This window comes from Methanothermobacter sp., assembly GCA_030055615.1.
GTDB lineage: Archaea > Methanobacteriota > Methanobacteria > Methanobacteriales > DSM-23052 > Methanothermobacter_A.
This window is the reverse complement of the sequence record JASFYN010000002.1, coordinates 432,564-453,305: the sequence shown is the minus strand read 5'-3', so window position 1 is coordinate 453,305 and position 20,742 is coordinate 432,564. Positions and strand designations below refer to the sequence as shown.

The following is a 20,742-nucleotide window of genomic DNA, read 5'->3' as shown; positions in this document are numbered from 1 at the left end:
CCAAACCAACATACAAATCTTCAGTATTCTCACGAACAATAACAAAATCCAAACCAGAAAACAAACCACCAACACCAGGCAAAGACCTAACAGGCCTCAAATTAACAAACAAATCCAACTCACGTCTGAGTTTAACTATGACATCGGCTGCAGTTTCTCCAGCAGCGCCGAATAAACATGCATCTGATTTTTTTATTACTTCTAGGGTTTCATCTGGGAGTGGGTCGCCTGTTTTCTCTGCACATTCATCTCCAGCTTCTGCAAATTCATATTCAAAATCTAAATCTAGGCCGCCGAGTATGTGAAGTGTGGCGTCCATTACTTCTTTCCCGACTCCGTCTCCGGGGATGACCGCTATCTTGTACATGTGAATTCACCAGTTTTTATTTTTGAGGTAGGGGATTAAACCACCCTTTTTAAGTATCTCGACCATGAATTCTGGTAATTTTTTGAATTTAAATTCTTTTTTATTCTTTTTTATTATGCCATTTTCTAGGTCGATTTCTATTCGTTCTCCTGTCTTCAAGTGTTTTGATATGCCGGGGGCCTCTAGTAAGGGTATTCCAAGGTTTATTGCATTACGGTAGAATATTCTTGCGAATGATTCTGCGATTACTGCTGATATCCCAGCACCCTTTAAGGCTAGGGGTGCGTGTTCTCTTGATGAACCACATCCAAAATTTTTTCCCGCGACTATGAAATCACCCTTTTTAACTTTATCTGGGAATTCTGGGTCTATACCTTCCATTAAGTGTTTCGCAAGTTTTTTAGGGTCTCTTATGACAAGGTATCTGCCAGGTATTATCTGGTCGGTGTCGATATTATCTGGGAATTTCCAAACTCTTCCTTTCATGGGCTTTCACACCTTAAATATTCTTTGGGTGTGTTATTTTTCCTGTTATTGCGGATGCTGCGGCTACTGCTGCCGATGACAGGTATACTTCTGATTCTGGGCTTCCTTGTCTGCCTTTGAAGTTCCGATTAGAAGTTGAGAGGCTGACTTCTCCCGGTCCGAGGAGTCCTATATGTCCTCCAAGGCATGGGCCGCAACATGGGTTGCATACTAGTGCACCTGCATCTATGAATATTTTTATTAGGCCTTCGTTTAATGCTTTTGTGTAAACTTCTCTTGAAGCAGGTATTATTAGCATTCTGACTTTTTCTGATATTTCTTTGCCTTTTAGTATTTTTGCAGCGTCTCTTAGATCTTCTATGCGTCCGTTTGTGCATGATCCTATGAATATCTGATCTATTTCTGTTCCTTCTACTTCACTTATCGGTTTCACATTGTCTACGCTGTGTGGACATGCTATCTGTGGTTCAAGATTTTCAATGTTTACTTGCATGGTTTCGAGTGAAGGTGCATCAGGGTCTGTTTTCATGATATTGTAGGGTTTGTTGGATCTTTTTTTCACGTATTCTATGGTTTTTTCGTCTGCTTCTATGATTCCTGTTTTTCCGCCCATTTCGATTGCCATGTTGCAGAGCACGAGCCTTTCTGAAATGTTCATGTTTTTCACTGTGCTTCCTGTGAATTCACAGGCCTTGTATGTGGCTCCGTCTATCCCAATTTTTCCTATGATATATAATATGATATCTTTTGCATATACATGATCTTTGAGTTGGCCTTCTATTTTGAATTGGATGGTTTCTGGGACTTTGAACCATAATTTTCCAGTGGCTAGGACCATTGCCATGTCTGTTGATCCTATACCTGTGGCGAATGCTCCGAGGGCTCCGTGGGTGCAAGTATGTGAATCTGTTCCAACTATAACATCCCCGGGGACGACATGACCTTTCTCTGGCAGTATCTGGTGGCATATACCTTCTCTGACATCATAGAAGTCTTTTATACCTTGTTCTTCCACGAATTTTCTCATGATTATATGATTTTCAGCAGCTTCTATGGAATCTGCTGGTACTTGGTGGTCGAAGAGTACAACGATTTTGGAAGGATCCCATACTTTTTCCGATCCTATTTTTTTAAATGCTTCAACAGCAAGAGGGCCTGTTAGGTCATGCATCATGGCCACATCTATGTTAGCCATTATTATTTCACCAGCTTCAACTTCCTTTTTACCAGCGGCTTTTGCGAGTATTTTCTCAGAAATAGTCATGGACACATTTAATCCCCCTAAATCCAATTTTTAGAATTATTGGAACGATCATAGAATAAGGCTCTCTTTCTCACCTTGGTATATTTTTGATTTTGTACAATATAAATGATAATATTGAAAATTATCCTATACAAACCATTTATTGTAACTATTATACCCCCATTAGAATGATAATGTTGAGAGAGAGGATGATTTGGAAGTTTTTCTTACGATCTATTTATAAAGGACCATAAAAAAACTTATTAATCACTTATACTCTTTTTATAAAGGGGTTATTAACCCAGAAATCGTAGAATTAATATATAGCCTCTGATATAATACTTGTTAGTAATTTTTTACATCTAGAAAATATGGTTTGTAATTTGAAAGTGGTGATTCTGTGATTAAAGATTCGCACGTTTTAGCTGCACTACCTTCAAAAGCAGATATCAGTGTTGAAAAAAACAATGGAATAAGAGAAAAGTTCAGTCACGAAAAACTCGTTAAATCACTCTTAATGGTTGGCTCACCACTCTGGGTAGCCGAAAAAATAGCATCAAAAGTCGCCAAATCAGCCTACGATGGCATCCCAACCAGGGAAATAAAAATGTTAGTATACACCTCACTAAAAGAAATCGACGAAGAAACAGCAGACAAATACTTAGCCGCCAGAAAATTAAAAGTTAGAACATCACGTGACACAATAGAACCATTCAACCAGAAAAAGATAGAAAAAAGCCTAATAAAGGAAGCAAGGGCGTCACCACAACTAGCAAAAAGAATAGCCACAGAAGTATGGAAAGAACTTAAAAAACTTGACGTAGAATACCTCACAGCCCCAATGATAAGGGAGATGGTCAACACTAAACTTATCGAACACGGCCTAGAAAAACTAAGAAGAAAATATACAAGGCTTGGAATACCAGTATACAACATCACGGAACTCATAACCGAAGGCTCAAGAGACAACGCCAACATGATACACAACCCCGAAACCGTCCACAAATATGTTGCAGACGAAGCCCTCAAACAATACACACTGCTCCACATACTACCCACCCGCCTAGCAGATGCCCACATGTCAGGAGACATACACATACACGACCTCGAATTCTTCGCAGCCAGACCACTAAACTGCCTGCAACATGATCTAAGATTATTCATAAAACACGGCCTCAGAGTTGACGGAACAGGAGACCACACATCAGTCGCTGGACCGCCAAAACACCTTGAAACTCTCATGAACCATGCTGGGGAGATAATGCTAGCAGCCCAACAAAACATGTCCGGCGGCCAGGCCATGAGCCTCTGGAACGTATTCGTGGCACCATTCGCCGCCAACTTATCCTATGATGAGATAAAACAGGCCATGCAAATGTTCATATTTAACCTTAACATGGCATACGCTGCAAGGGGGAGCCAAGTCCCATTCACAAGCATAAACTTAGAATTCGCAGTACCAGATTTCCTATTAGACGTGCCAGCTTACGGGCCCAGAGGAGAATATGTGGGAGTATACGGGGACTTCTATGAAGAGGCTAGACAAGTTACAAGGGCATTTACCGAAGTGCTCCTTGAAGGAGATGCTGATGGCAAACCCCACCTATTTCCGAACACGATATATGTCATCCGCAAAGAAACCCTCAAAGGGGAATTTGAAGATGACCTGCACCTCGTACATGAATTAGCTGCCAAATACGGGACAGCATACTTCGTTAACATGTTAGCAGATTACAGGGGTGAAATGTCCAATTATATGGGATGCAGGACACTTCTTTCAGACAATTGGACGGGAAATTGGGAACAAGACTGCCTTAGGACAGGAAACTTAGCATATGTAACATTAAACCTCCCAAGGATCGCATACCAGGCAAAAGACGACGAAGAAGTATTCGATTACATCGATGAGTACCTCGATATCGCAATCAAAATACTCCAATTAAGAAGAAAACAGGCACTCAAATGCCTCAACAACTATAATTTATTACCATTCCTTACACAAGAAATCGAAGGCGAAAACTATTACAGGATAGAAAATGCAACATTAAGCTTCGGATACGTGGGACTGAACGAAATGCTAGAATACCATACGGGAGAAAACATCACAGACCCGGATGCCAACAAATTCGGACTCAAAGTAATAAAATATTTATACGAACGCGCCCAGGAACTCAAAAAAGAAACAGGCCTGCGATGGAGCGTCCTCCAAACACCTGCCGAAAGCACAGCCCACAGATTCGCGATGCTAGACAAGAAATTATACGATGAAAAGGCCATATTACAAGGAAAAGAAGGCTCATACTATTATACCAATTCCAGTCACGTGCCAGTGGACGCGGAGATAGACATTATAGAAAAAATAAAAATAGAAGAAAAATACCATCCAATAACGCCTGGAGGGCACATATTCCATGCATGGCTTGGAGAAGCTCAACCAGACACCCAAGCACTCCAAAAATTCACAAAAAACATCTGCAAAAACACGAACATAGGATTCTGGGATTACAGTAGCGCGCTAAGCTTCTGCCTCAAATGCAAAACCCTCATGAGAGGATTGCAAGAAACCTGCGCAAACTGTGGAGAAAAAGAAGAAGTAGAATGGTACGACAGGATAACAGGATACGTTCAACAAGTTGGAAGAGCCAAATCATCCAGCGGCGGATGGAACAGAGGCAAAAGACAAGAACTACTCGACAGAAAACGCTACAACCTATAATAATAAAATGATACTTATACAAGCAATTGGAAAAATCGAAAAAGAAATCCTAAAAACCCTAGAAACTCATATAGGCAAGGTTTTCAATACTAAATGCGTAGTTTCTACCCAAGTATTGAATATCCCAGCACATGCTTATAACCCGCTAAGAGGCCAATATAATTCAACAAAAACATTACTCTTTTTAAAGAAAGTCATAAAAGGAGACTTCAACCATATATTAGGGATAACTGATGTTGATTTGTATGCTCCTGGATTAAATTTTGTATTTGGAGAGGCCGAATCCCCAGGAAAATTTGCAATAATATCCATTTACAGATTAAAACATCCAGATAAGAGGATCTTCATGGAAAGGGTGCTAAAAGAAGCCATACATGAACTTGGCCATACAAGCGGATTAACCCATTGCAGTAATCCATCTTGTGTAATGTATTTCAGCAACAGCATAATAGACACAGATAAAAAAAGTTACATGTTCTGTAACAAATGTCTAAAGAAACTATAAAGAAACTAAAGTGGAAAAAAGTTAAACGGGAATTGAATTGGTTGGGATATTGGGTGAAATTAAATCCTTTGAACATTTCATGGACTTTCAAGTGTAATTTGTGCTTGAATGTTTTTCTTCTTGGAAGGATATTAAGGGTTCAGTGGATTAATCTTTAAATGGGACTTTTGACAGTTTTAGGTTGAATGATTTAAGTTTTCTTTTTGGTTTTTATAAATTTTCATTATATCTTTGAATAAATTTTATCTACATATTATAAGTTCATTTGGACTCTTTTTAAATCCCTTGACTTATTGTATAAATTATCGTTGAATTTGAATCCCTCTTTTTAATTTGGGTCATGAATGAACTTGTAACTGTATTACAATTAAGTAAATGTTTCTATTCAAATTTATTTTATGTCGAATTTAGACATCTATAATTAATTCCTTTCGATAAATCATGCTTACATATTATTATTTCATATTCTAATAATTATATCCAAATATTTTACAATATTAGATAACTCTTCATTTTATATTATTATTTTAAAATCTTTTAAATACTATTATATCTAATATTTATAATTGTTAAAAAAATTGAATGGGGGGAATAAAGCTGCAAAAACAAAATGTTATTTTAATCGTGCTAACACTTCTTATGACAATTATACTATCTGGAACAGTATCTGCAGAGAGCCAAGCAGGGACTACATTAACTGCTAGTGTTAGTGCGGATGCACAATATGCCCGCGAATATAACTGGGAAATAGATAAAACAGTAACCCCAGAGACATGGGACATTTTTAAAGGTGATACGGCCACTTCTGAATACACTGTAACAGTGACCAGGACAGGATATACAGATAAAGCATGGATTGAAGGCAATGTAACTGTAAATAACGGAGGTGCTGTGGCAACCCAGGACTTAGCAATAGTTTTGGAGTTAAGGGATGGTGTGCCACCACCAAAAGACCTTATAGGAACATATCCTGTTGATGTGTCATCAAATCCTGTTCTTGACCCTGGGGAAACAGGCGTATACCCTTACAGGATTGACCTAACATCCGCACAGATACACCCAGGAGGCCTGTATAAGGTAACAGCAAATGTTACAATAACTAACCATTCTGGATCCCTTGGAGAACCCTTCGGACCAAGTCCATCTGCTTCAACAAATCTACCCGCTGCACCGACACCTGTGAATGAACGCATAAATGTCGATGACACCAATGGATATACTTGGCAGTTCAACAATTCAGGTTCAGTCAAGTACAATAAGACTTTCAACGAAGAGGGTACTTACCTCAACACCGCGACAATCCGTGAAACAGGGCAAAGTGCAAGTGCAACTGTCACCGTGAATGCTTATGAGTTAGAAGCGCGTAAAGATGCTTCTACGTCTTACAAGAGGACTTACGATTGGACCATAGAGAAGATGGGTGATTTAACCGATGTAATCGTTAACATCGGCGATAATGTGATTGTGAATTATGTTGTGGATGTCTCTGTAGATGAAGGTACTGACAGTGACTTCATGGTTACTGGTAAGATCTATGTACATAATCCAGCTCCTATTGCTGCTGTGATTAATTCAGTGAGTGATGTGGTATCTCCAGATATTGAAGCGACTGTGACTGGCGCTACTTTCCCATACACACTCGCTGCTGGTGAAACTCTTGAATTAGATTACAGTGCATCGTTACCTGATGCTTCTTCAAGGGTTAATACTGCTACAGTGACTCAGCAAAACTATGATAGGAGTGCCTCTGGTGATGTAGCTAGTGGTGTAACTGATTACTCAGCAACTGCTGTTGTGGAGTTTGGTGACCCCAGTGAGCTTGTGGACGAATCTGTGACTGTAGTTGATAACAGATATGGTCAGTTAGGTGTTCTCACTGTAGGCGATAATATCATGCCTGGTGAAACCAAGACATTCACTTACACTATGACTTACGGTCCATACAATGTACCTGGTGATTACCAGGAGGATAATACTGCTACATTAACCACTTGTGACACAAACACTGAGATTTCAGATTCTTGGACTGTAAATGTGCATGTAAAAAGTGCTCAAGGTACTTTAACTATTGGTTACTGGAAAACACATACTGGCTTCTATGGAAATAACCAGGATGTAGTTACACCACTTTTAGGATCAGGTATCTGGTTAGGTACACCAGGTGGAGATAAAAGTGTGCTTGTAACTAGTGCTGCACAAGCAAAAGTATTGTTGTCAATGAGTGGAGATGCTTCAAACGGTATTAATAAGTTATATGCCCAGCTATTAGCCGCGAAGTTAAACATTGCAAATGGAGCTGATGGCAGTTCAATTTCTGCCACCATAGCTGCTGCTGATGCATTCTTAGCTAATTATAACGCAAGTAATTGGAGTTCATTAACTAAAAAACAAAAGCAAGAAGTTCTTAAGTGGGCATCTCTACTAGATCAGTACAACAACGGATACTAAAATCAACATTCCACCTTTTATTTTTTCTTTTTATTTTATTCGATTAATTATGCCCATACCTTTCCTATGTAAATTGGTGTGGTTGCGAGTTTTTCAAATGGCTAATTACACAATAAACAAATTAGGGAATGTATCCCATAAAACTGTTATTTGCTGTAATAATGTGACTATTATCATGGGTCTTGTGGCGAATGAAATTACTCTTTTGCGGATTCTTTTAAGTAATCTTTTATGGAAGTTGCATAGGATCTATTTTTTAATTTTAAAGCTTTTGTAATGGATTTTGAAGATTCTCCAAACCCTGGAGCTACAAGTGTGTGTCTACCCACCCCCCCAGCGACCACTATCACCACATCATCCTTTGAACGTGTTATTTTCACCATATCATCTTTCAAATGCTTTTTGTTGATTGCTCGACCTCCCCTGTCGGCTAGGTTCAATGGTACCATTGCATTTTCATGTATGTAATCTTTTACATCATCTTTTTCCCATCCCCTATCTGCAATGGTATTAGCATGTTCTGGGCCCATTATAACTAATATTTCGCCTGGTACGTGACTATTATTGGAACCTGCTGTTGCTATTGTATCTGTTATCGTATCTAGTATGTCTTCTGGGTTGGTGCTTCTATGGTCGTTTACGTTGTAGGGTGCTTCCGCGCCTATCACAGTTACAGTTGTTGAATTTTTTGGGAATCCCCTTTCAACATGTAATGGCTCCCAAGGATTTTCATCTTCATTCTCTGCGAAACAGTAGGTGTATTTTGCTGGGGACCCCATGGTTGCGTGGTCTCCTATCCCTGGGATGGCCCCTGCTATGTTGATCAAACAGAGCCTTAAGGCTCTTCCAAGTGTTGCGTTGGGAAGGTTTCCTGGGCCAAGGCATCCTGTTGAACAATTAAATCCTATTTCGTCTGTTATTGGACCATTGACTATTATAGCGGTTGCTACTGGATGTGTTGTTGCGTTTATTGCTGCTAGGTTGAATTTTTTATCTGCCATGGCTGTGATAGCGTTTTCGATGAATGGCATTAGTTGGGGTGGACATCCTGCCATAACAGCGTTTATCGCGATCTTTTCAATGGTTGCTTTCCCGTTTCTTGGTGGTAAAACTGCTATAACATCCTCTGGATCATTTAGGGAATATTCATAAAATTTTTCCACTCTTTCAGGTGTGGGTGGTATAATCGGGAGACCATCTGTAAATCCCTTCTGGTAGAAGTCCATGTTTATCTTTTCTAGGGAGTCGGGTTGCGGGTCGATCAAGCATCCGCATCCTTTCATCATAGTTCACCCTATGAATTTTTTGATGTATCCTATTGTCTTTTTTGTTTTTTTGATAACTTTTTCTTTTTTTAATCCGGCTATTGGATGTTCTATTTCAGCTATTCTAAGTTTTGATGCTCCGTGGGCCGTGGCTAGTTCTTTTGCGAATTTGCTGAATTCATCTGAACAGATGGTGATGGTTGGTGTTCCCAGTTTTTCGAGTCTGATGGCATCTAATATGAGCCATGTTGTGCAAGAACCGCAATCTCCGAGTGCTAATATGCACAGGCTTGCTTGGCTTGCTTTTTGTATTTCATGGTCTGTTGCTGGGGCCCCTGCTGGTTTGGTGAATCTTGAAACTTGTATATTATCGTTTTCTAGTTTTTTTGGGATTTCTTCGAGTATAAGGTCTGCGTTGGGTTTTGTATTGTTGATTAGAGATATCTTTTCTATTTTTCCTATCCTGTTTATCCTGGTTTCTTGTGTTTCTGTTTCTGCGAGGGGGTTTAGGACTTTCATTCTATCAGTTTTAGTCTTTTTATGACAAATTTTTTGTCGAGGGATAAGAGGAATGATGCTGCCCTTGGACCCATTTTTTTCCCTATAAGCACTTTATAGATGGCTTGGAACGCTTCCCTGGGTTTTAGGCCATGTTTTCTCAATGTTTTATATATTTCGTCGTGGAGTTCTTTTGGGGTTAATTTTTCTCCTTTTATTATCTCGGCGACTTCGTTGAGGAATGTTTTTTGTTCTTTTGAAAGTTTTACTGGTGGTATTTTCTCTTGTACTTGGAATTTCACCATCTCTGGGGCGTATTTTCTCAGCCAATTTTTCACATGTTCTATTCTCTGAATTAGTTGTTCTTTCTGGAAATCTTTCAAATCATCTAAGTTTTTATGGTTGAATTCTTTTGGTAGTTGTGAGTTTTTCTTGAGGATTTTATAAACTTTTTCAAGGTTTTCGCCGGCTATTTGATATGCTACTACCATGAATCTATAGGATGGGCGTAATGGCAGGTCTTCGAATTCTTGTATCATGGATGTCTTGTAGATCTTTTTCGATTTTTCTTCTTCTTTTGCTGATGTTGCTGACTCCATGCCATAGTATATTCTTTCTGTGCGGTCGAACTGGTCCATCAAGTCTAGAAATGGCATTTCAGGGTTGAAATCTTTATGTTTCATTGGTTTACTCCTGAATATAAAATAATTCAAGCTCTCTGGAGGTCCTATTTCCAGCCATTGTCCTGGTGTGAAGAATATGCCCTTAGATTTTGACATGGCCTCTCCTTTGAGGGTTATCCACTCATATGGTACAGGGTATGGTGGTGGATAATCAAATATTTCCTTGGATATTTCGCTGCTGACATCATAGGATCCTCCGCTTGCTGCATGATCCTTACCAAAGGGTTCGCAAGTAACATTTAACATTTTCCATCGCGCAGCCCATTCCACTCTCCATGTAAGTTTACCTAGCCCGGATTTGATATCCATCTTGCCGTTAAATCCACACTTACATTTATAATAGACAGTATCCCCTTGGAAATCGTTAGCATAGGTTGTGTTTATTCTCCCACACTTGTCACAGACTGGATTGTAGGGTAGCCAGTCTTCTGGGAGAGGATTTTCACGGTACTTATTAAATATTTTCCTTATATCATCCGCCCTTTCTAGTGAAATGCGGATATATTTATTGTATGAGCCGTCCTTGTACATTTGGGCTCCTGAATATTCTTCAAGTTCTATTTTGAATTTTTTGAGGCTTTCCAAGAATGGTCTTTTGAAGTGTTCTACGAATCCATCACAACAGTCTTCAGGGCATGGTATCATGGAATAAGGCACTCCAAGATATTTCTTAAAACTTTTAGGTAGTGGGTATGGTACTTTACGGAGTGGATCATGATCATCAGCCACCCAGATAGTCTTAGCTTTTATATCATCTTCTATTAGACTCTTTGTTATAGCATTGGCTATGAAAACGTCACATGAATTCCCAATATGTATGGCCCCTGAAATAGATGTTCCACTAGCTATTACATGTTCTTCTATGTCCATTTTTTTAAGTTCGTCCGTTATCCTTTCAACCCAGTGTTTCAATGTCATCACCAAACCCCCCCGAAGTGGGGGTTTAGTCTGTGAAGATATCTTCTTCCGCGCTTTCAAGCCATTCATTCACTATTTTCACTGCACAATACTCTCCACACATTGTACAAGTGTCAGGATCTTCTGGTGGTCTTTCTTCTCTTATTTTCCTAGCGTCTGCAGGGCACATGGCAATATCAAATTGTGTTTCCCAGTCCAATTTTTTACGTGCATTGGCCATTATAAGATCTTTTTCACCATTGTGTATCCCCTTGGACATGTCACCTACATATGCTCCTATCCTCGTGGCTATAACTCCTTCTTTAACATCTTTGGGGTATGGTAGTGCGAGGTGTTCTGCCGGCGTGACATAACAAATGAAATCCGCGCCTGCGGCCGCGGATGCCGCGGCTCCTATGGCAGCAACAATATGATCATAACCGGGTGCTATGTCAGTGACAATGGGACCCAACATATAGAATGGCGCTCCTTTGCATAATTTTTTTTGGAGTATTACATTTGCTTTTATTTCATCTAGTGGTATGTGTCCTGGACCTTCTACCATGGCCTGAACTCCAGCTTCCCTGCTCTTGTCGATTAATTCTCCAAGTATTATGAGTTCTTGGACTTGTGCGCGGTCGGTTGCATCTGCGATGGCCCCTGCGCGCATGCCATTTGCGAGTGATAATACGAAGTCGTGTTCTTTCGCTATTTCTAGGATGTATTCGAAGTCTTTGTAGAGGGGGTTTTCTGTTTCGTTTTCAACTATCCATGCTGAGATGAATGCACCGCCTCTGCTTACGAGTCCACCTTCCCGGCCTTGTCTTTTTAATCTTTTGAGGGTTTCCATGTTTATGCTGCAGTGTATGGCCATGAAGTCTATTCCATCTTTTGCTTGTTTTTCTATGGTTTTGAATAGTATGTCTTCGTCCATGTATATGGCGGCGCCTTTTTTCCTTATGGTTTCTATGGCTGCTTGGTATACTGGTACGCTGCCTACTGGTATTGGGGAGATTTCTAGGATTCTTTTTCTGATTTTGTCTAGGTCGCCGCCGACTGATAGTTCCATTAGTGTATCTGCTTTGTGCTGGATTGCGATTTTTGCTTTTTCTTCTTCCATTTTGAGATCTACTATGTCGGTGGAAGTTCCTATTGTGGCGTTTACTTTTGTTCTGAGTCCTTCACCTATACCAACGGGTTTTACTTCCCTGTTAATGTTGTTTGGGATGATTATCCTACCATTGGCCACGTTCCTTCTTATAAAATCTTCTGGGACGTTTTCTTCTTTGGCGATGGCTTTCATTTCTTCTGTTATTATACCTTTTTTGGCTTCGTCCATTTGTGTCATGGGATCTTCACCCTTTGAGTTTTAGTTTTTCATTCCAGTAATTTTCGTACCTGTTTTTCACCATTTTGTAGTTTGGTATGTTAGTTTGTGTGCCTTCGGCTTCCACTATGAATGATGCTACTGTGGATGCGAATTTTCCACATGTTTCTAGGTCAGCTCCTTCAAGGTAGGCTCTTAAGAAGCCTGCACGGTATGAGTCCCCAGCGCCGGTGGGGTCGATTGCTCTGCGTGCTATGGCTCCTATTTTTATTTTTTCTTCTGCGTATATTATGCTACCTTGTTTTCCGTAAGTTTTCACGATTATGTGGGGGCCGATTTCTTGTAGTTTTTTTATGTTCATTGAAAGTTTCTTTTGGATTCTGTCTATTTCGAAGTGGTTGCCGAATAGTATGTCTGTTAGTCTTATTACTTTTTCTAGTTGTTTTTTTGTGTAGAGGTGGAGGTCTTGTCCTGGGTCGAATGATATGATTTTGTCCTCTTTGCGTGCGATTTCTCCGCATTTGCCATTGAATGATGGGTCGCCTGTGGCTAGGTGGACTGCGCGGGCTTTTTGTATTGTCTTGTATGGTGCTTCAGTGTTTTTGAAGTTTTTGGCCGCTCCCCAGTAAAAGTAGCTTATTTGGTCTTTTTTGGAGTTTGTCATTATGAATGCTGTGGGTGTGCTTTCGTCTTCTATGATGATCATGGAATCTGTGTTTATTTTGAATTTTTTGAGTTTTTCATGGTATTCTGATCCTATGAAGTCTCCTCCTACTGCTGATACTAGTGAGGTTTTGAGGTTGAGGGATGATCCAACTATTGCAACGTTTGCAGCGGCGCCGCCGTGCATTTTTTTCATTTTTTTTATGGTTACTGAGGAGTTGGGTGGTGGGAATTCGTCTATTTGGATTATATAATCGATGGCTGTGTGTCCGATGGCTAGTAGATCTATTTCATTCAAAAGAATCACCTTGCAAATGATTGGGAAAATAGAATATCATTCCTGGAGGGTATGGGTATTATTAGTTATCGGTTAATATTAACCTTTCACTTTTTTTGTGTGTTATTTGATTCTTTCGAATCCTTCTTTTTGGATTATAGATTGTCCTTTGTTGAATATGAAATCTATGAAGTCGCTTATCCGTTCGTTGAATGGTATTATGCTTATCACGTGTCTTGTCTCATTCTTTAGTATGTCATTCCCTGGGAATTTGCTCGCGTTAAGGAAAGTGTAAAGTTTTGGGTTCTCTTGCACTATCTGGAATGCTTGGAATGGTGATTTAACCTTTTTTGTGATCTTAAATTTTATGCCCTTTTCCCTTAATATTCTCCATGCTAGTCTTTGTGAGGAATTTTCCACGCCGACGAATTTGGCATTGTTAAGTTCATTGATTTTTTGGATTTTGTCGCCGGGTATGAGTGCTAGGTGGTCGTAGGCGATTGGTATGAAGTCTAGGTTGTTCCTGAATGCTATGAGCGGATCGTCTAATGCTATTAAGTCTAATCTGCATTTTTTTGAAAGGTGGAACGCTTCATCGTCGCTACAAGTGTATAATGCCGCTTCTAATTTATAAGCTTCTATTAATGCCATCATAAGCTGGGAGGATATGTAACCGGCCGCTATTAGGATCCTTTCACTTTCTTCTAGGAGGTTCTTGTATTCATGGTATTTTTTAAGGATTTTAGCACCTTCTGGTGTGAGTTCGGAACCACTTTTACTACTTTTAACTAACTTGAATCCTAGTTTATCCTCGCATTTTAATATACGCCTATTAAATACCTGGACTGTTATACCGATTTTTTTGGCAGCTTTCCTCTGGGAACATGTCCTTGAAACCCATTCTAACATTTCAAGTAATTTGTAGTCTAATTCAACACCATCTATGGAGATCCCAATAATTGGTTTTTCTTTCATACTGATCCGGTATTATAAAATCTTTTATAATGGATTTTAACCAAACCTTATAAATGTAATTAGAGTAGTTTATCTTATAAAAAAGGGGGTAAGGTGCGAAGGTTGATCATAAAAGAGGCTATTAAGTTAATCATAAAGAACATCCAGGAAGTTTTGGAGAGCATAGATGAAAAAGGCATAGAAAAATTGATTGAAACCTTAACATCTTCTAAGAGAATATTTGTGATTGGATTGGGACGTTCAGGGCTTGTGGCAAAGGCTTTTGCAATGAGGCTAATGCACTTGGGCATGAATGTATTCGTAGTTGGAGAAACCATAACCCCAGCCATACGAAAAGATGATTGTCTAATAGCAATTTCAGGGTCTGGAGAGACAAGTTACATCATAAAGGCGGCTAATATAGCCAAGGATAGAGGTTCAAAGGTAGTTGCCATAACATCATATCCAAAATCAACCCTTTCAGAAATCGCAGATCTTACCGTGACAGTAAAAGGGAAAACTAAAATAGATGGTGAACAAAATTATATAAAAAGACAAATGAAGGGCGAACACCACTCGAAAGCACCTCTAGGGACACTATTCGAAGTATCTGCTCTAGTATTCCTAGATGGTCTAATAGCAGAGCTAATGGAAAAACTAAATAAAAAAGAAGAAGACATGAAAAAAATGCATGACGTTTTCGAATGAAATAAACCAAAACTATTCATAGTGCATTGTAGTTTATCCAACCCTCCTTCTAGCCTACTGAACAAAAGTTTTATATCTTTATTCTCTCAGGATGAGTGTAGATATTAAACCTCCTATCCCTCACAAAACCTATCATGGTAAGACCCGCCTCTACTGCAACCTTGTAACCAGAATATGTTGGAGCGGCATTTGAGGCTATTATTGGTATACCTACCCTTGCAACTTTTATGAGCATGTCAGCTGGCATGCGACCACTATAAACTATAAAAGTCTCTGCAAAATCAACCATATCAAGGGCACCTGCCCCTATTATCTTGTCCACTGCAACATGACGGCTAACATCCTCTGCAAGTATGAACTTATCTTCACCTACAAGGGCGGCCACATGGGCCCCGCCGGTCATCTGCCATAACTTGGCCCCTTTTACTAATCTATCAAACGCTTCAAAAAGTTCATCGCTTTTTATGCTAAATGTAGAATTGACTGCTTTTACAGATTCTATCTTATATCTCCACCCGCCCAGACTATCTGATCCTATAACAGATTCTTTGACCAGGTTATCCTTTAGGTTTATTTCCACGTTTATTGTCTCCTTATTTATATCTAAAAGTTTTATATCAGATATGGTGTCGATTAAACCTTCACCTAAAAGATATCCTATTGTAAACTCTTTCAAATTACTAGGGGTGACATAGAAACGTCTTGAAAGCATCCTATTTATTATAAGGTGTATCTCCGAATCTTTAACGACTCTTTCCTTGACCTTAGCAGTTTTTCCATCAAACTTAAAAGCAATAACATCCTTATATAATTTCATGATATCCTCTCCTTTAAGATTATATTGGTAGCTAGAGAGGAAAATCTTTGAGGTGATGTTAGTTTTTCGCCATTAGAGGAGGTTGTTAATGCAAAGGTTGAAGAAAATATTGAAATCCTATCATGGTAAAAGGGAAGATATTATACCATTACTTCAAGATGTCCAAGAAGAATATGGGTATTTGCCAGAGAATGCTTTAAGAGAACTTTCAAAGGTTACGGAGGTTAGTGAGAGTCAGATTTATGGTATTGCAACGTTCTATGCGCAATTCAGATTCAAACCAAAAGGTAGGAAACATTTGACAGTTTGCACAGGCACCGCATGCCATGTAAAAGGCTCGGAGCAGATAATAGAAGCTATCCAAAGACGCCTCAAAATAAAAGAGGGAGAAACCACCCCAGACCATGAATATTCCTTGGAAGCTGTAGGATGCATCGGTTGCTGCTCACTCGCACCATGTGCCATGATAAACGGAAAGGTAATATCAAGGATAAAACCAAGACAAATAAAAAGACTACTCCCACAAAAATCATAGAGTGTCAACATGAATTTCGAAAAACTCGTCCAAAAAGCAAAAAAAGAATACTATTCCATCTTCCGAGGAGAACCACCAGCTATCCTTATAGGTTCAGCCACTTGTGGCATATCAGCTGGAGCAAACGAAATCACAAAAGTAATAGAAGATGAAATAACCAGAAAGAATATCGAAGCTAGGATAATACCAGTTGGATGCATAGGATCATGCTATGCAGAACCTATAATAGGAATATTCAAAAATAACAAAGAAGGAGTATTTTACGGTCCAGTAAACAAAAAACTAGTTAAAAATATCATCAAAAAGAACATAATAGAAGATAAAGTAGCCAAAGAGAATATATTGGGCACGATACAAGTAAAAGAAACAGGAACGAGAGGTAGTTTTTTCGAATCTGATTTTATGAAGTTACAATCCCGTCGAATACTCCGGAGATGCGGTCTGATAAACCCAGAGGATATAAACCATTATCTTGCAACAGGAGGCTACACAGGTCTTTTGAAGACACTTGAAATGGGAGCTGATGAAATCATAGACACTATTAAAAGATCGGGTTTGCGTGGAAGAGGCGGAGCAGGCTTCCCAACATGGCTAAAATGGGATTTATGCAGACAATCAAATTCCAAAGAAAAGTACATTATATGTAACGCGGATGAAGGAGATCCAGGCGCCTTCATGAATCGTTCACTCCTTGAAGGAGATCCGCACTCTGTAATTGAAGGAATACTAATAGGAGCCCACACAATTAAGGCCAAAAAAGCATACATTTACTGTAGAGCAGAATATCCGGCCGCCTTGGAAAAATTGGAGAAGGCCATAAATGACTTGGATAAAATAGGCCTCTTAGACATTGAAATCGTGATAAAGAAGGGTGCGGGGGCTTTTGTATGTGGTGAGGAGACTGCGCTCATCGCATCCATCGAAGGCAGAAGGGGCATGCCAAGGACAAGGCCACCATTCCCAACCACAAAGGGCTTATGGGGCAAGCCCACCGTAATAAATAATGTGGAAACATTTGCAGCAATATCATTAATATTCCAGGAGGGAGTTGAAAAGTTCAGTTCAATAGGTACTGAATCAAGTAAAGGCACTAAAACATTTTCACTTGTGGGAGATGTTAAAAGAACAGGCCTCATAGAAGTACCTCTTGGCACAACCCTTAGAAGGGTCATATTTGATATAGGGGGTGGTATAAAAAATGGGGGGAATTTAAAGGCTGTTCAGATTGGGGGGCCATCAGGAGGTTGTATTCCAGCTTCAATGATGGACATTGAAATTGATTATGATTCACTCACTTCTGCAGGGGCTATCATGGGATCAGGCGGCCTTGTAGTATTATCAGATGATTCTTGCATGGTAGAAATTGCGCGTTATTTTCTTGAATTTACACAAAGGGAATCATGTGGTAAATGTGTACCTTGCCGTTTGGGAACCCAGCAAATGCTATTAATCCTTGATGATATAGTTCAGGGGAATGGGAATCCTGAGGATGTTGAGACTCTCCATGAGGTTGCTGAGGCTGTTAAGGCGGCTTCACTTTGTGGACTTGGCCAGACGGCGCCGAATCCTGTTCTCACAACCCTTAAATATTTCAGGGAAGAATATGTTGAACATGTCATGAATAGGAGGTGTCCAGCGGCATATTGTAGGGAGTTGATGCATTACTTCATTGACGGGAAACAGTGTACAGGGTGCATGGTATGTTCAAAGGTTTGTCCAGGTAATGCTATTGTGGGTGTTAAAGATGAGGTGCATTTTATAGACCAGGAGAAGTGTCTGAAATGTGGTTCTTGTATGGATGTTTGTAAAGAAGGTGCTATATTAAAAGTGCCCGGTCCTGGGGGTAGCATAGAATCATAGAATAAACTTATATATTATTTTGTTATTAATTGTTATTATAAATAGTTTTCACATGCTCTCTCACCAATTTTATTAGGTTAATGATAATGTATTATATTATTGAGGGAAGGCGATGAAAAGGGAAATATTGGATGAATATGAGAAGATAAAAGATAAAATTTCAAAGGAAGAGTTCCTAAAACAACTTGAAGAAAGAAAAAAAGAATATGATGTAGGTTTCATCGATGACGTTGACATAGCTCATATGATAGTAGGCGAGTACTTAAACCAAGAAAACAAACCATTATCAGAAAGAGAGTATAAGATCGCTGATATAGCGGAAATGGAAGGAGCTGATCGGAACCTTAAAATTATAGGTAGAGTCCTTAGAATATCGAATATAAGGAGTTTCATCAACCGTGCCGGTAAAGAGGGGAAAGTGGCGAATGTCCTATTGGCAGATGAAACCAGAAAGATAAGGGCAGTATTTTGGACACCTAATATAAAGTTACTCAAAAAATTCAAAGAAGGAGACATAATCCAAATAGAAGGTTTCCAAGTGAGAGGGGGCTTTGCAGGTAGAAAAGAGATCCACTTACAACCTCGCGCCACAATAAAAGTATTAGACCCTGAAGATCACCCAAACATCCCAGAATACAAGGAGGAAATAACACCCATAGCCGAAATCAAGGAAGAAGACGAGGAAGTTAACATCATAGCTAGGATAACCCGCATATCAAGGATAAGGACCTTCGAAAGGAACGGTAGGGAAGGCAAAGTTGCATCAATGGAACTAAAAGACGAAACAGGAAAAATAACTTACACACTCTGGAACAGGGACACGGAACTTATAAAAAACCTCCCCTTGAAAGAAGGTGATGCAATAAAAGTACTAGGAGCCCAAACAAGAAAAAGGGAAGGAGAAGTCTACTTGACGCATCATGGACTTACAAGGATTATAAAAGGAGACTTCAAAGTCCCTGAAGTGGAAGAGAAAATATTAAAGATAGGAGACCTCCACGAGAAAAGAGATGTGAACGTAATCGGCCTCGTTACAAAAATCCACGATAAAATAAATTTTGAAAGAGCTGATGGGACAACAGGATCCTTGAGATCTCTTGAAATAATGGATGATACAGGAGCCGTTAGAGTAACATTATGGCATGAAGACGCTGACTTAGACATAAAAAAAGGTGACATAATAAAAATAGAAGGTGGGAATGTTGAGTTTGACAATTACACATCATCCTATCGCATAAACACAAACTGGAACACTAGGATAATCATAAACCCTGAAGAGGATACGGGACTCATAAAAGTCCTAAAAGAGTACAAGGAACATTTGAAACCTGCGAAGATATCCTCAATATTGGAAATGGAGGATGAAGGCGAAGAAGTTGATGTGATCGGCCGCATATTATCATTAGGAGACCCCAGAGAGTTTCAGAGGGAGGATGGTGTCGGTATACTCCGGAGCATGGAGTTGGCAGATGACACAGGCGTCATAAGAGTCACACTATGGGATGATAAAGCAACCACATCATTAAAAGTGGGAGATGCTATCAAAATAGAGAATGCTAGAATTCGCATGGGCCTATATGACATCGAATTAAGTGTGGGTAAAACCGCAAGGATAATGAAACCCCTCCCAGAAGATATGGAGGATCTTCCAAGCATGGAAGAACTTGAGGATGTTATTTACACCACCAAGAAAATCGATGAGATAGAAGAGGATGATAGAAGAATAAAGATTATCGGAAGAGTCATCGACCTTTACGAGCCTAGGGAGTTTCAGAGGGAGGATGGTGTCGGTATACTCCGGCGCATGGAGTTGGCAGATGACACAGGCGTCATAAGAGTCACACTATGGGATGATAAAGCAGACACGCCCCTCAACATAGGTGACGCTGTGAAAATAGAAAATCCCCGTGTAAGATATAGGAACGAGAACCTTGAACTTAGTTTGGGTCGGAATTCCCAGATAGAGGTTATTAAAGGAGAAGTTAAGGATTTACCCAGTTTTGAGGAAATAGAGGAGATGGTTTACCCATATAAGAGTATAGGCGACCTTGATGAGGGGTCAGAGAATGTGAAAATTTCGGGGGAATTAACAGACCTCTATGGTGATAGGATAGTATCATATCGTTGTCCAAGGTGTAACACGCGTCTTGATGTCAGCGAGGAGAATATATGCAACTTCTGTGGCGAGGTAATAGATGAACCACGCCACCTACTCATAATACCAGGTCGGATCATTGATGAGACTGGAGAAATAAGGATAACATTCTTTGGAAGGGAAGCCGAAAAATTGCTCGGAATGAAAACAGAAGAAGTAGTGGATGTGATTAGCAAGACAGGTGACGAAGGAGCTTTACATGATAAAGTTGAGGATCTTAATGGTGTGCATGTAACTGTAATAGGGAATGCGAATTTCGATGAATATAATGAGGAGTTAAGATTCAATCCCAAAAAGATTGTAGATATTAAATTTTAAAATCAAAAAAGGAGAATGAA

At 39.6% G+C, this 20,742-nt stretch carries 17 protein-coding genes; 7 read left to right on the top strand and 10 right to left on the bottom strand.

What is annotated here, in order from left to right:
* The 3 genes from QFX38_05585 to hacA all read right to left on the bottom strand — a co-directional run.
* A partial coding sequence (locus QFX38_05585) for an isocitrate/isopropylmalate family dehydrogenase (protein ID MDI9624338.1) occupies positions 1–367 on the bottom strand: 367 nt, incomplete at its 3' end.
* Between the two features lie 6 nt (positions 368–373).
* Positions 374–853, bottom strand: a complete 480-nt coding sequence (locus QFX38_05580) for a 3-isopropylmalate dehydratase small subunit (protein ID MDI9624337.1) — start codon at positions 851–853, stop codon at positions 374–376.
* Between the two features lie 13 nt (positions 854–866).
* Positions 867–2,123 carry a homoaconitase large subunit gene (gene hacA / locus QFX38_05575; protein MDI9624336.1) on the bottom strand — a complete coding sequence of 419 codons (1,257 nt, stop codon included), beginning with the start codon at positions 2,121–2,123 and terminating at the stop codon, positions 867–869.
* Between the two features lie 376 nt (positions 2,124–2,499).
* Here hacA and nrdD point away from each other — a divergent pair, with 376 nt between their 5' ends.
* The 3 genes from nrdD (at position 2,500) to QFX38_05560 (ending at position 7,765) form a co-directional block, all read left to right on the top strand.
* Positions 2,500–4,812 carry an anaerobic ribonucleoside-triphosphate reductase gene (nrdD, locus tag QFX38_05570; protein MDI9624335.1) on the top strand — a complete coding sequence of 771 codons (2,313 nt, stop codon included), beginning with the start codon at positions 2,500–2,502 and terminating at the stop codon, positions 4,810–4,812.
* A gap of 7 nt (positions 4,813–4,819) precedes the next feature.
* Complete coding sequence (locus QFX38_05565) at positions 4,820–5,317, top strand: archaemetzincin family Zn-dependent metalloprotease (GenBank protein MDI9624334.1); 498 nt, start codon at positions 4,820–4,822, stop codon at positions 5,315–5,317.
* Positions 5,318–5,899: 582 nt separating this feature from the next.
* On the top strand, positions 5,900–7,765 hold the full coding sequence (locus tag QFX38_05560) for a hypothetical protein (protein ID MDI9624333.1): 1,866 nt from the start codon (positions 5,900–5,902) through the stop codon (positions 7,763–7,765).
* A 197-nt stretch (positions 7,766–7,962) separates the two neighbouring features.
* Here QFX38_05560 and QFX38_05555 read toward each other — a convergent pair whose 3' ends face one another.
* From QFX38_05555 to QFX38_05530, 6 genes are all read right to left on the bottom strand, one after another.
* Positions 7,963–9,051 carry a hypothetical protein gene (locus QFX38_05555; protein ID MDI9624332.1) on the bottom strand — a complete coding sequence of 363 codons (1,089 nt, stop codon included), beginning with the start codon at positions 9,049–9,051 and terminating at the stop codon, positions 7,963–7,965.
* A gap of 3 nt (positions 9,052–9,054) precedes the next feature.
* Entirely contained in the window at positions 9,055–9,549 is a 495-nt protein-coding gene (locus QFX38_05550) for a UGSC family (seleno)protein (protein ID MDI9624331.1), read from the bottom strand.
* Positions 9,546–11,123 carry a lysine--tRNA ligase gene (lysS, locus tag QFX38_05545; protein MDI9624330.1) on the bottom strand — a complete coding sequence of 526 codons (1,578 nt, stop codon included), beginning with the start codon at positions 11,121–11,123 and terminating at the stop codon, positions 9,546–9,548. Before lysS ends, QFX38_05550 begins: the two co-directional genes overlap by 4 nt.
* A 31-nt stretch (positions 11,124–11,154) precedes the next feature.
* Positions 11,155–12,456, bottom strand: a complete 1,302-nt coding sequence (thiC, locus tag QFX38_05540; GenBank protein ID MDI9624329.1) for a phosphomethylpyrimidine synthase — start codon at positions 12,454–12,456, stop codon at positions 11,155–11,157.
* A 7-nt stretch (positions 12,457–12,463) separates the two neighbouring features.
* Entirely contained in the window at positions 12,464–13,396 is a 933-nt protein-coding gene (locus tag QFX38_05535; protein ID MDI9624328.1) for a carbohydrate kinase family protein, read from the bottom strand.
* A gap of 102 nt (positions 13,397–13,498) precedes the next feature.
* Entirely contained in the window at positions 13,499–14,350 is an 852-nt protein-coding gene (locus tag QFX38_05530) for a LysR family transcriptional regulator (GenBank protein MDI9624327.1), read from the bottom strand.
* A 102-nt stretch (positions 14,351–14,452) separates the two neighbouring features.
* Between QFX38_05530 and hxlB the strand changes: the two genes are divergently transcribed.
* Positions 14,453–15,037: a 6-phospho-3-hexuloisomerase gene (gene hxlB, locus QFX38_05525; protein MDI9624326.1), complete on the top strand. Its 585-nt coding sequence runs from the start codon at positions 14,453–14,455 to the stop codon at positions 15,035–15,037.
* Positions 15,038–15,107: 70 nt separating this feature from the next.
* Here hxlB and fdhD read toward each other — a convergent pair whose 3' ends face one another.
* Positions 15,108–15,854, bottom strand: a complete 747-nt coding sequence (fdhD, locus tag QFX38_05520) for a formate dehydrogenase accessory sulfurtransferase FdhD (protein MDI9624325.1) — start codon at positions 15,852–15,854, stop codon at positions 15,108–15,110.
* A gap of 88 nt (positions 15,855–15,942) precedes the next feature.
* Between fdhD and nuoE the strand changes: the two genes are divergently transcribed.
* From nuoE to QFX38_05505, 3 genes are all read left to right on the top strand, one after another.
* Positions 15,943–16,389, top strand: coding sequence for an NADH-quinone oxidoreductase subunit NuoE (gene nuoE, locus QFX38_05515; protein MDI9624324.1), 447 nt, complete (start codon positions 15,943–15,945; stop codon positions 16,387–16,389).
* A 9-nt stretch (positions 16,390–16,398) separates the two neighbouring features.
* Positions 16,399–18,249 carry an NADH-ubiquinone oxidoreductase-F iron-sulfur binding region domain-containing protein gene (locus QFX38_05510; GenBank protein MDI9624323.1) on the top strand — a complete coding sequence of 617 codons (1,851 nt, stop codon included), beginning with the start codon at positions 16,399–16,401 and terminating at the stop codon, positions 18,247–18,249.
* 112 nt (positions 18,250–18,361) lie between these two features.
* A complete protein-coding gene (locus tag QFX38_05505) occupies positions 18,362–20,722 on the top strand; it encodes an OB-fold nucleic acid binding domain-containing protein (protein ID MDI9624322.1) in 2,361 nt (786 codons plus the stop codon).
* Positions 20,723–20,742: the final 20 nt, after the last annotated feature.

What these genes read in the sequence shown, in the direction of transcription:
- nuoE (MDI9624324.1), top strand. Translation starts at nt 15,943, where the DNA reads ATGCAAAGGTTGAAGAAAATATTGAAATCCTATCATGGTAAAAGGGAA.
- QFX38_05555 (MDI9624332.1), bottom strand. Translation starts at nt 9,051, where the DNA reads ATGATGAAAGGATGCGGATGCTTGATCGACCCGCAACCCGACTCCCTA.
- thiC (MDI9624329.1), bottom strand. Translation starts at nt 12,456, where the DNA reads ATGACACAAATGGACGAAGCCAAAAAAGGTATAATAACAGAAGAAATG.
- QFX38_05550 (MDI9624331.1), bottom strand. Translation starts at nt 9,549, where the DNA reads ATGAAAGTCCTAAACCCCCTCGCAGAAACAGAAACACAAGAAACCAGG.
- fdhD (MDI9624325.1), bottom strand. Translation starts at nt 15,854, where the DNA reads ATGAAATTATATAAGGATGTTATTGCTTTTAAGTTTGATGGAAAAACT.
- QFX38_05530 (MDI9624327.1), bottom strand. Translation starts at nt 14,350, where the DNA reads ATGAAAGAAAAACCAATTATTGGGATCTCCATAGATGGTGTTGAATTA.
- QFX38_05580 (MDI9624337.1), bottom strand. Translation starts at nt 853, where the DNA reads ATGAAAGGAAGAGTTTGGAAATTCCCAGATAATATCGACACCGACCAG.
- QFX38_05565 (MDI9624334.1), top strand. Translation starts at nt 4,820, where the DNA reads ATGATACTTATACAAGCAATTGGAAAAATCGAAAAAGAAATCCTAAAA.
- QFX38_05560 (MDI9624333.1), top strand. Translation starts at nt 5,900, where the DNA reads ATGGGGGGAATAAAGCTGCAAAAACAAAATGTTATTTTAATCGTGCTA.
- QFX38_05505 (MDI9624322.1), top strand. Translation starts at nt 18,362, where the DNA reads ATGAAAAGGGAAATATTGGATGAATATGAGAAGATAAAAGATAAAATT.
- QFX38_05510 (MDI9624323.1), top strand. Translation starts at nt 16,399, where the DNA reads ATGAATTTCGAAAAACTCGTCCAAAAAGCAAAAAAAGAATACTATTCC.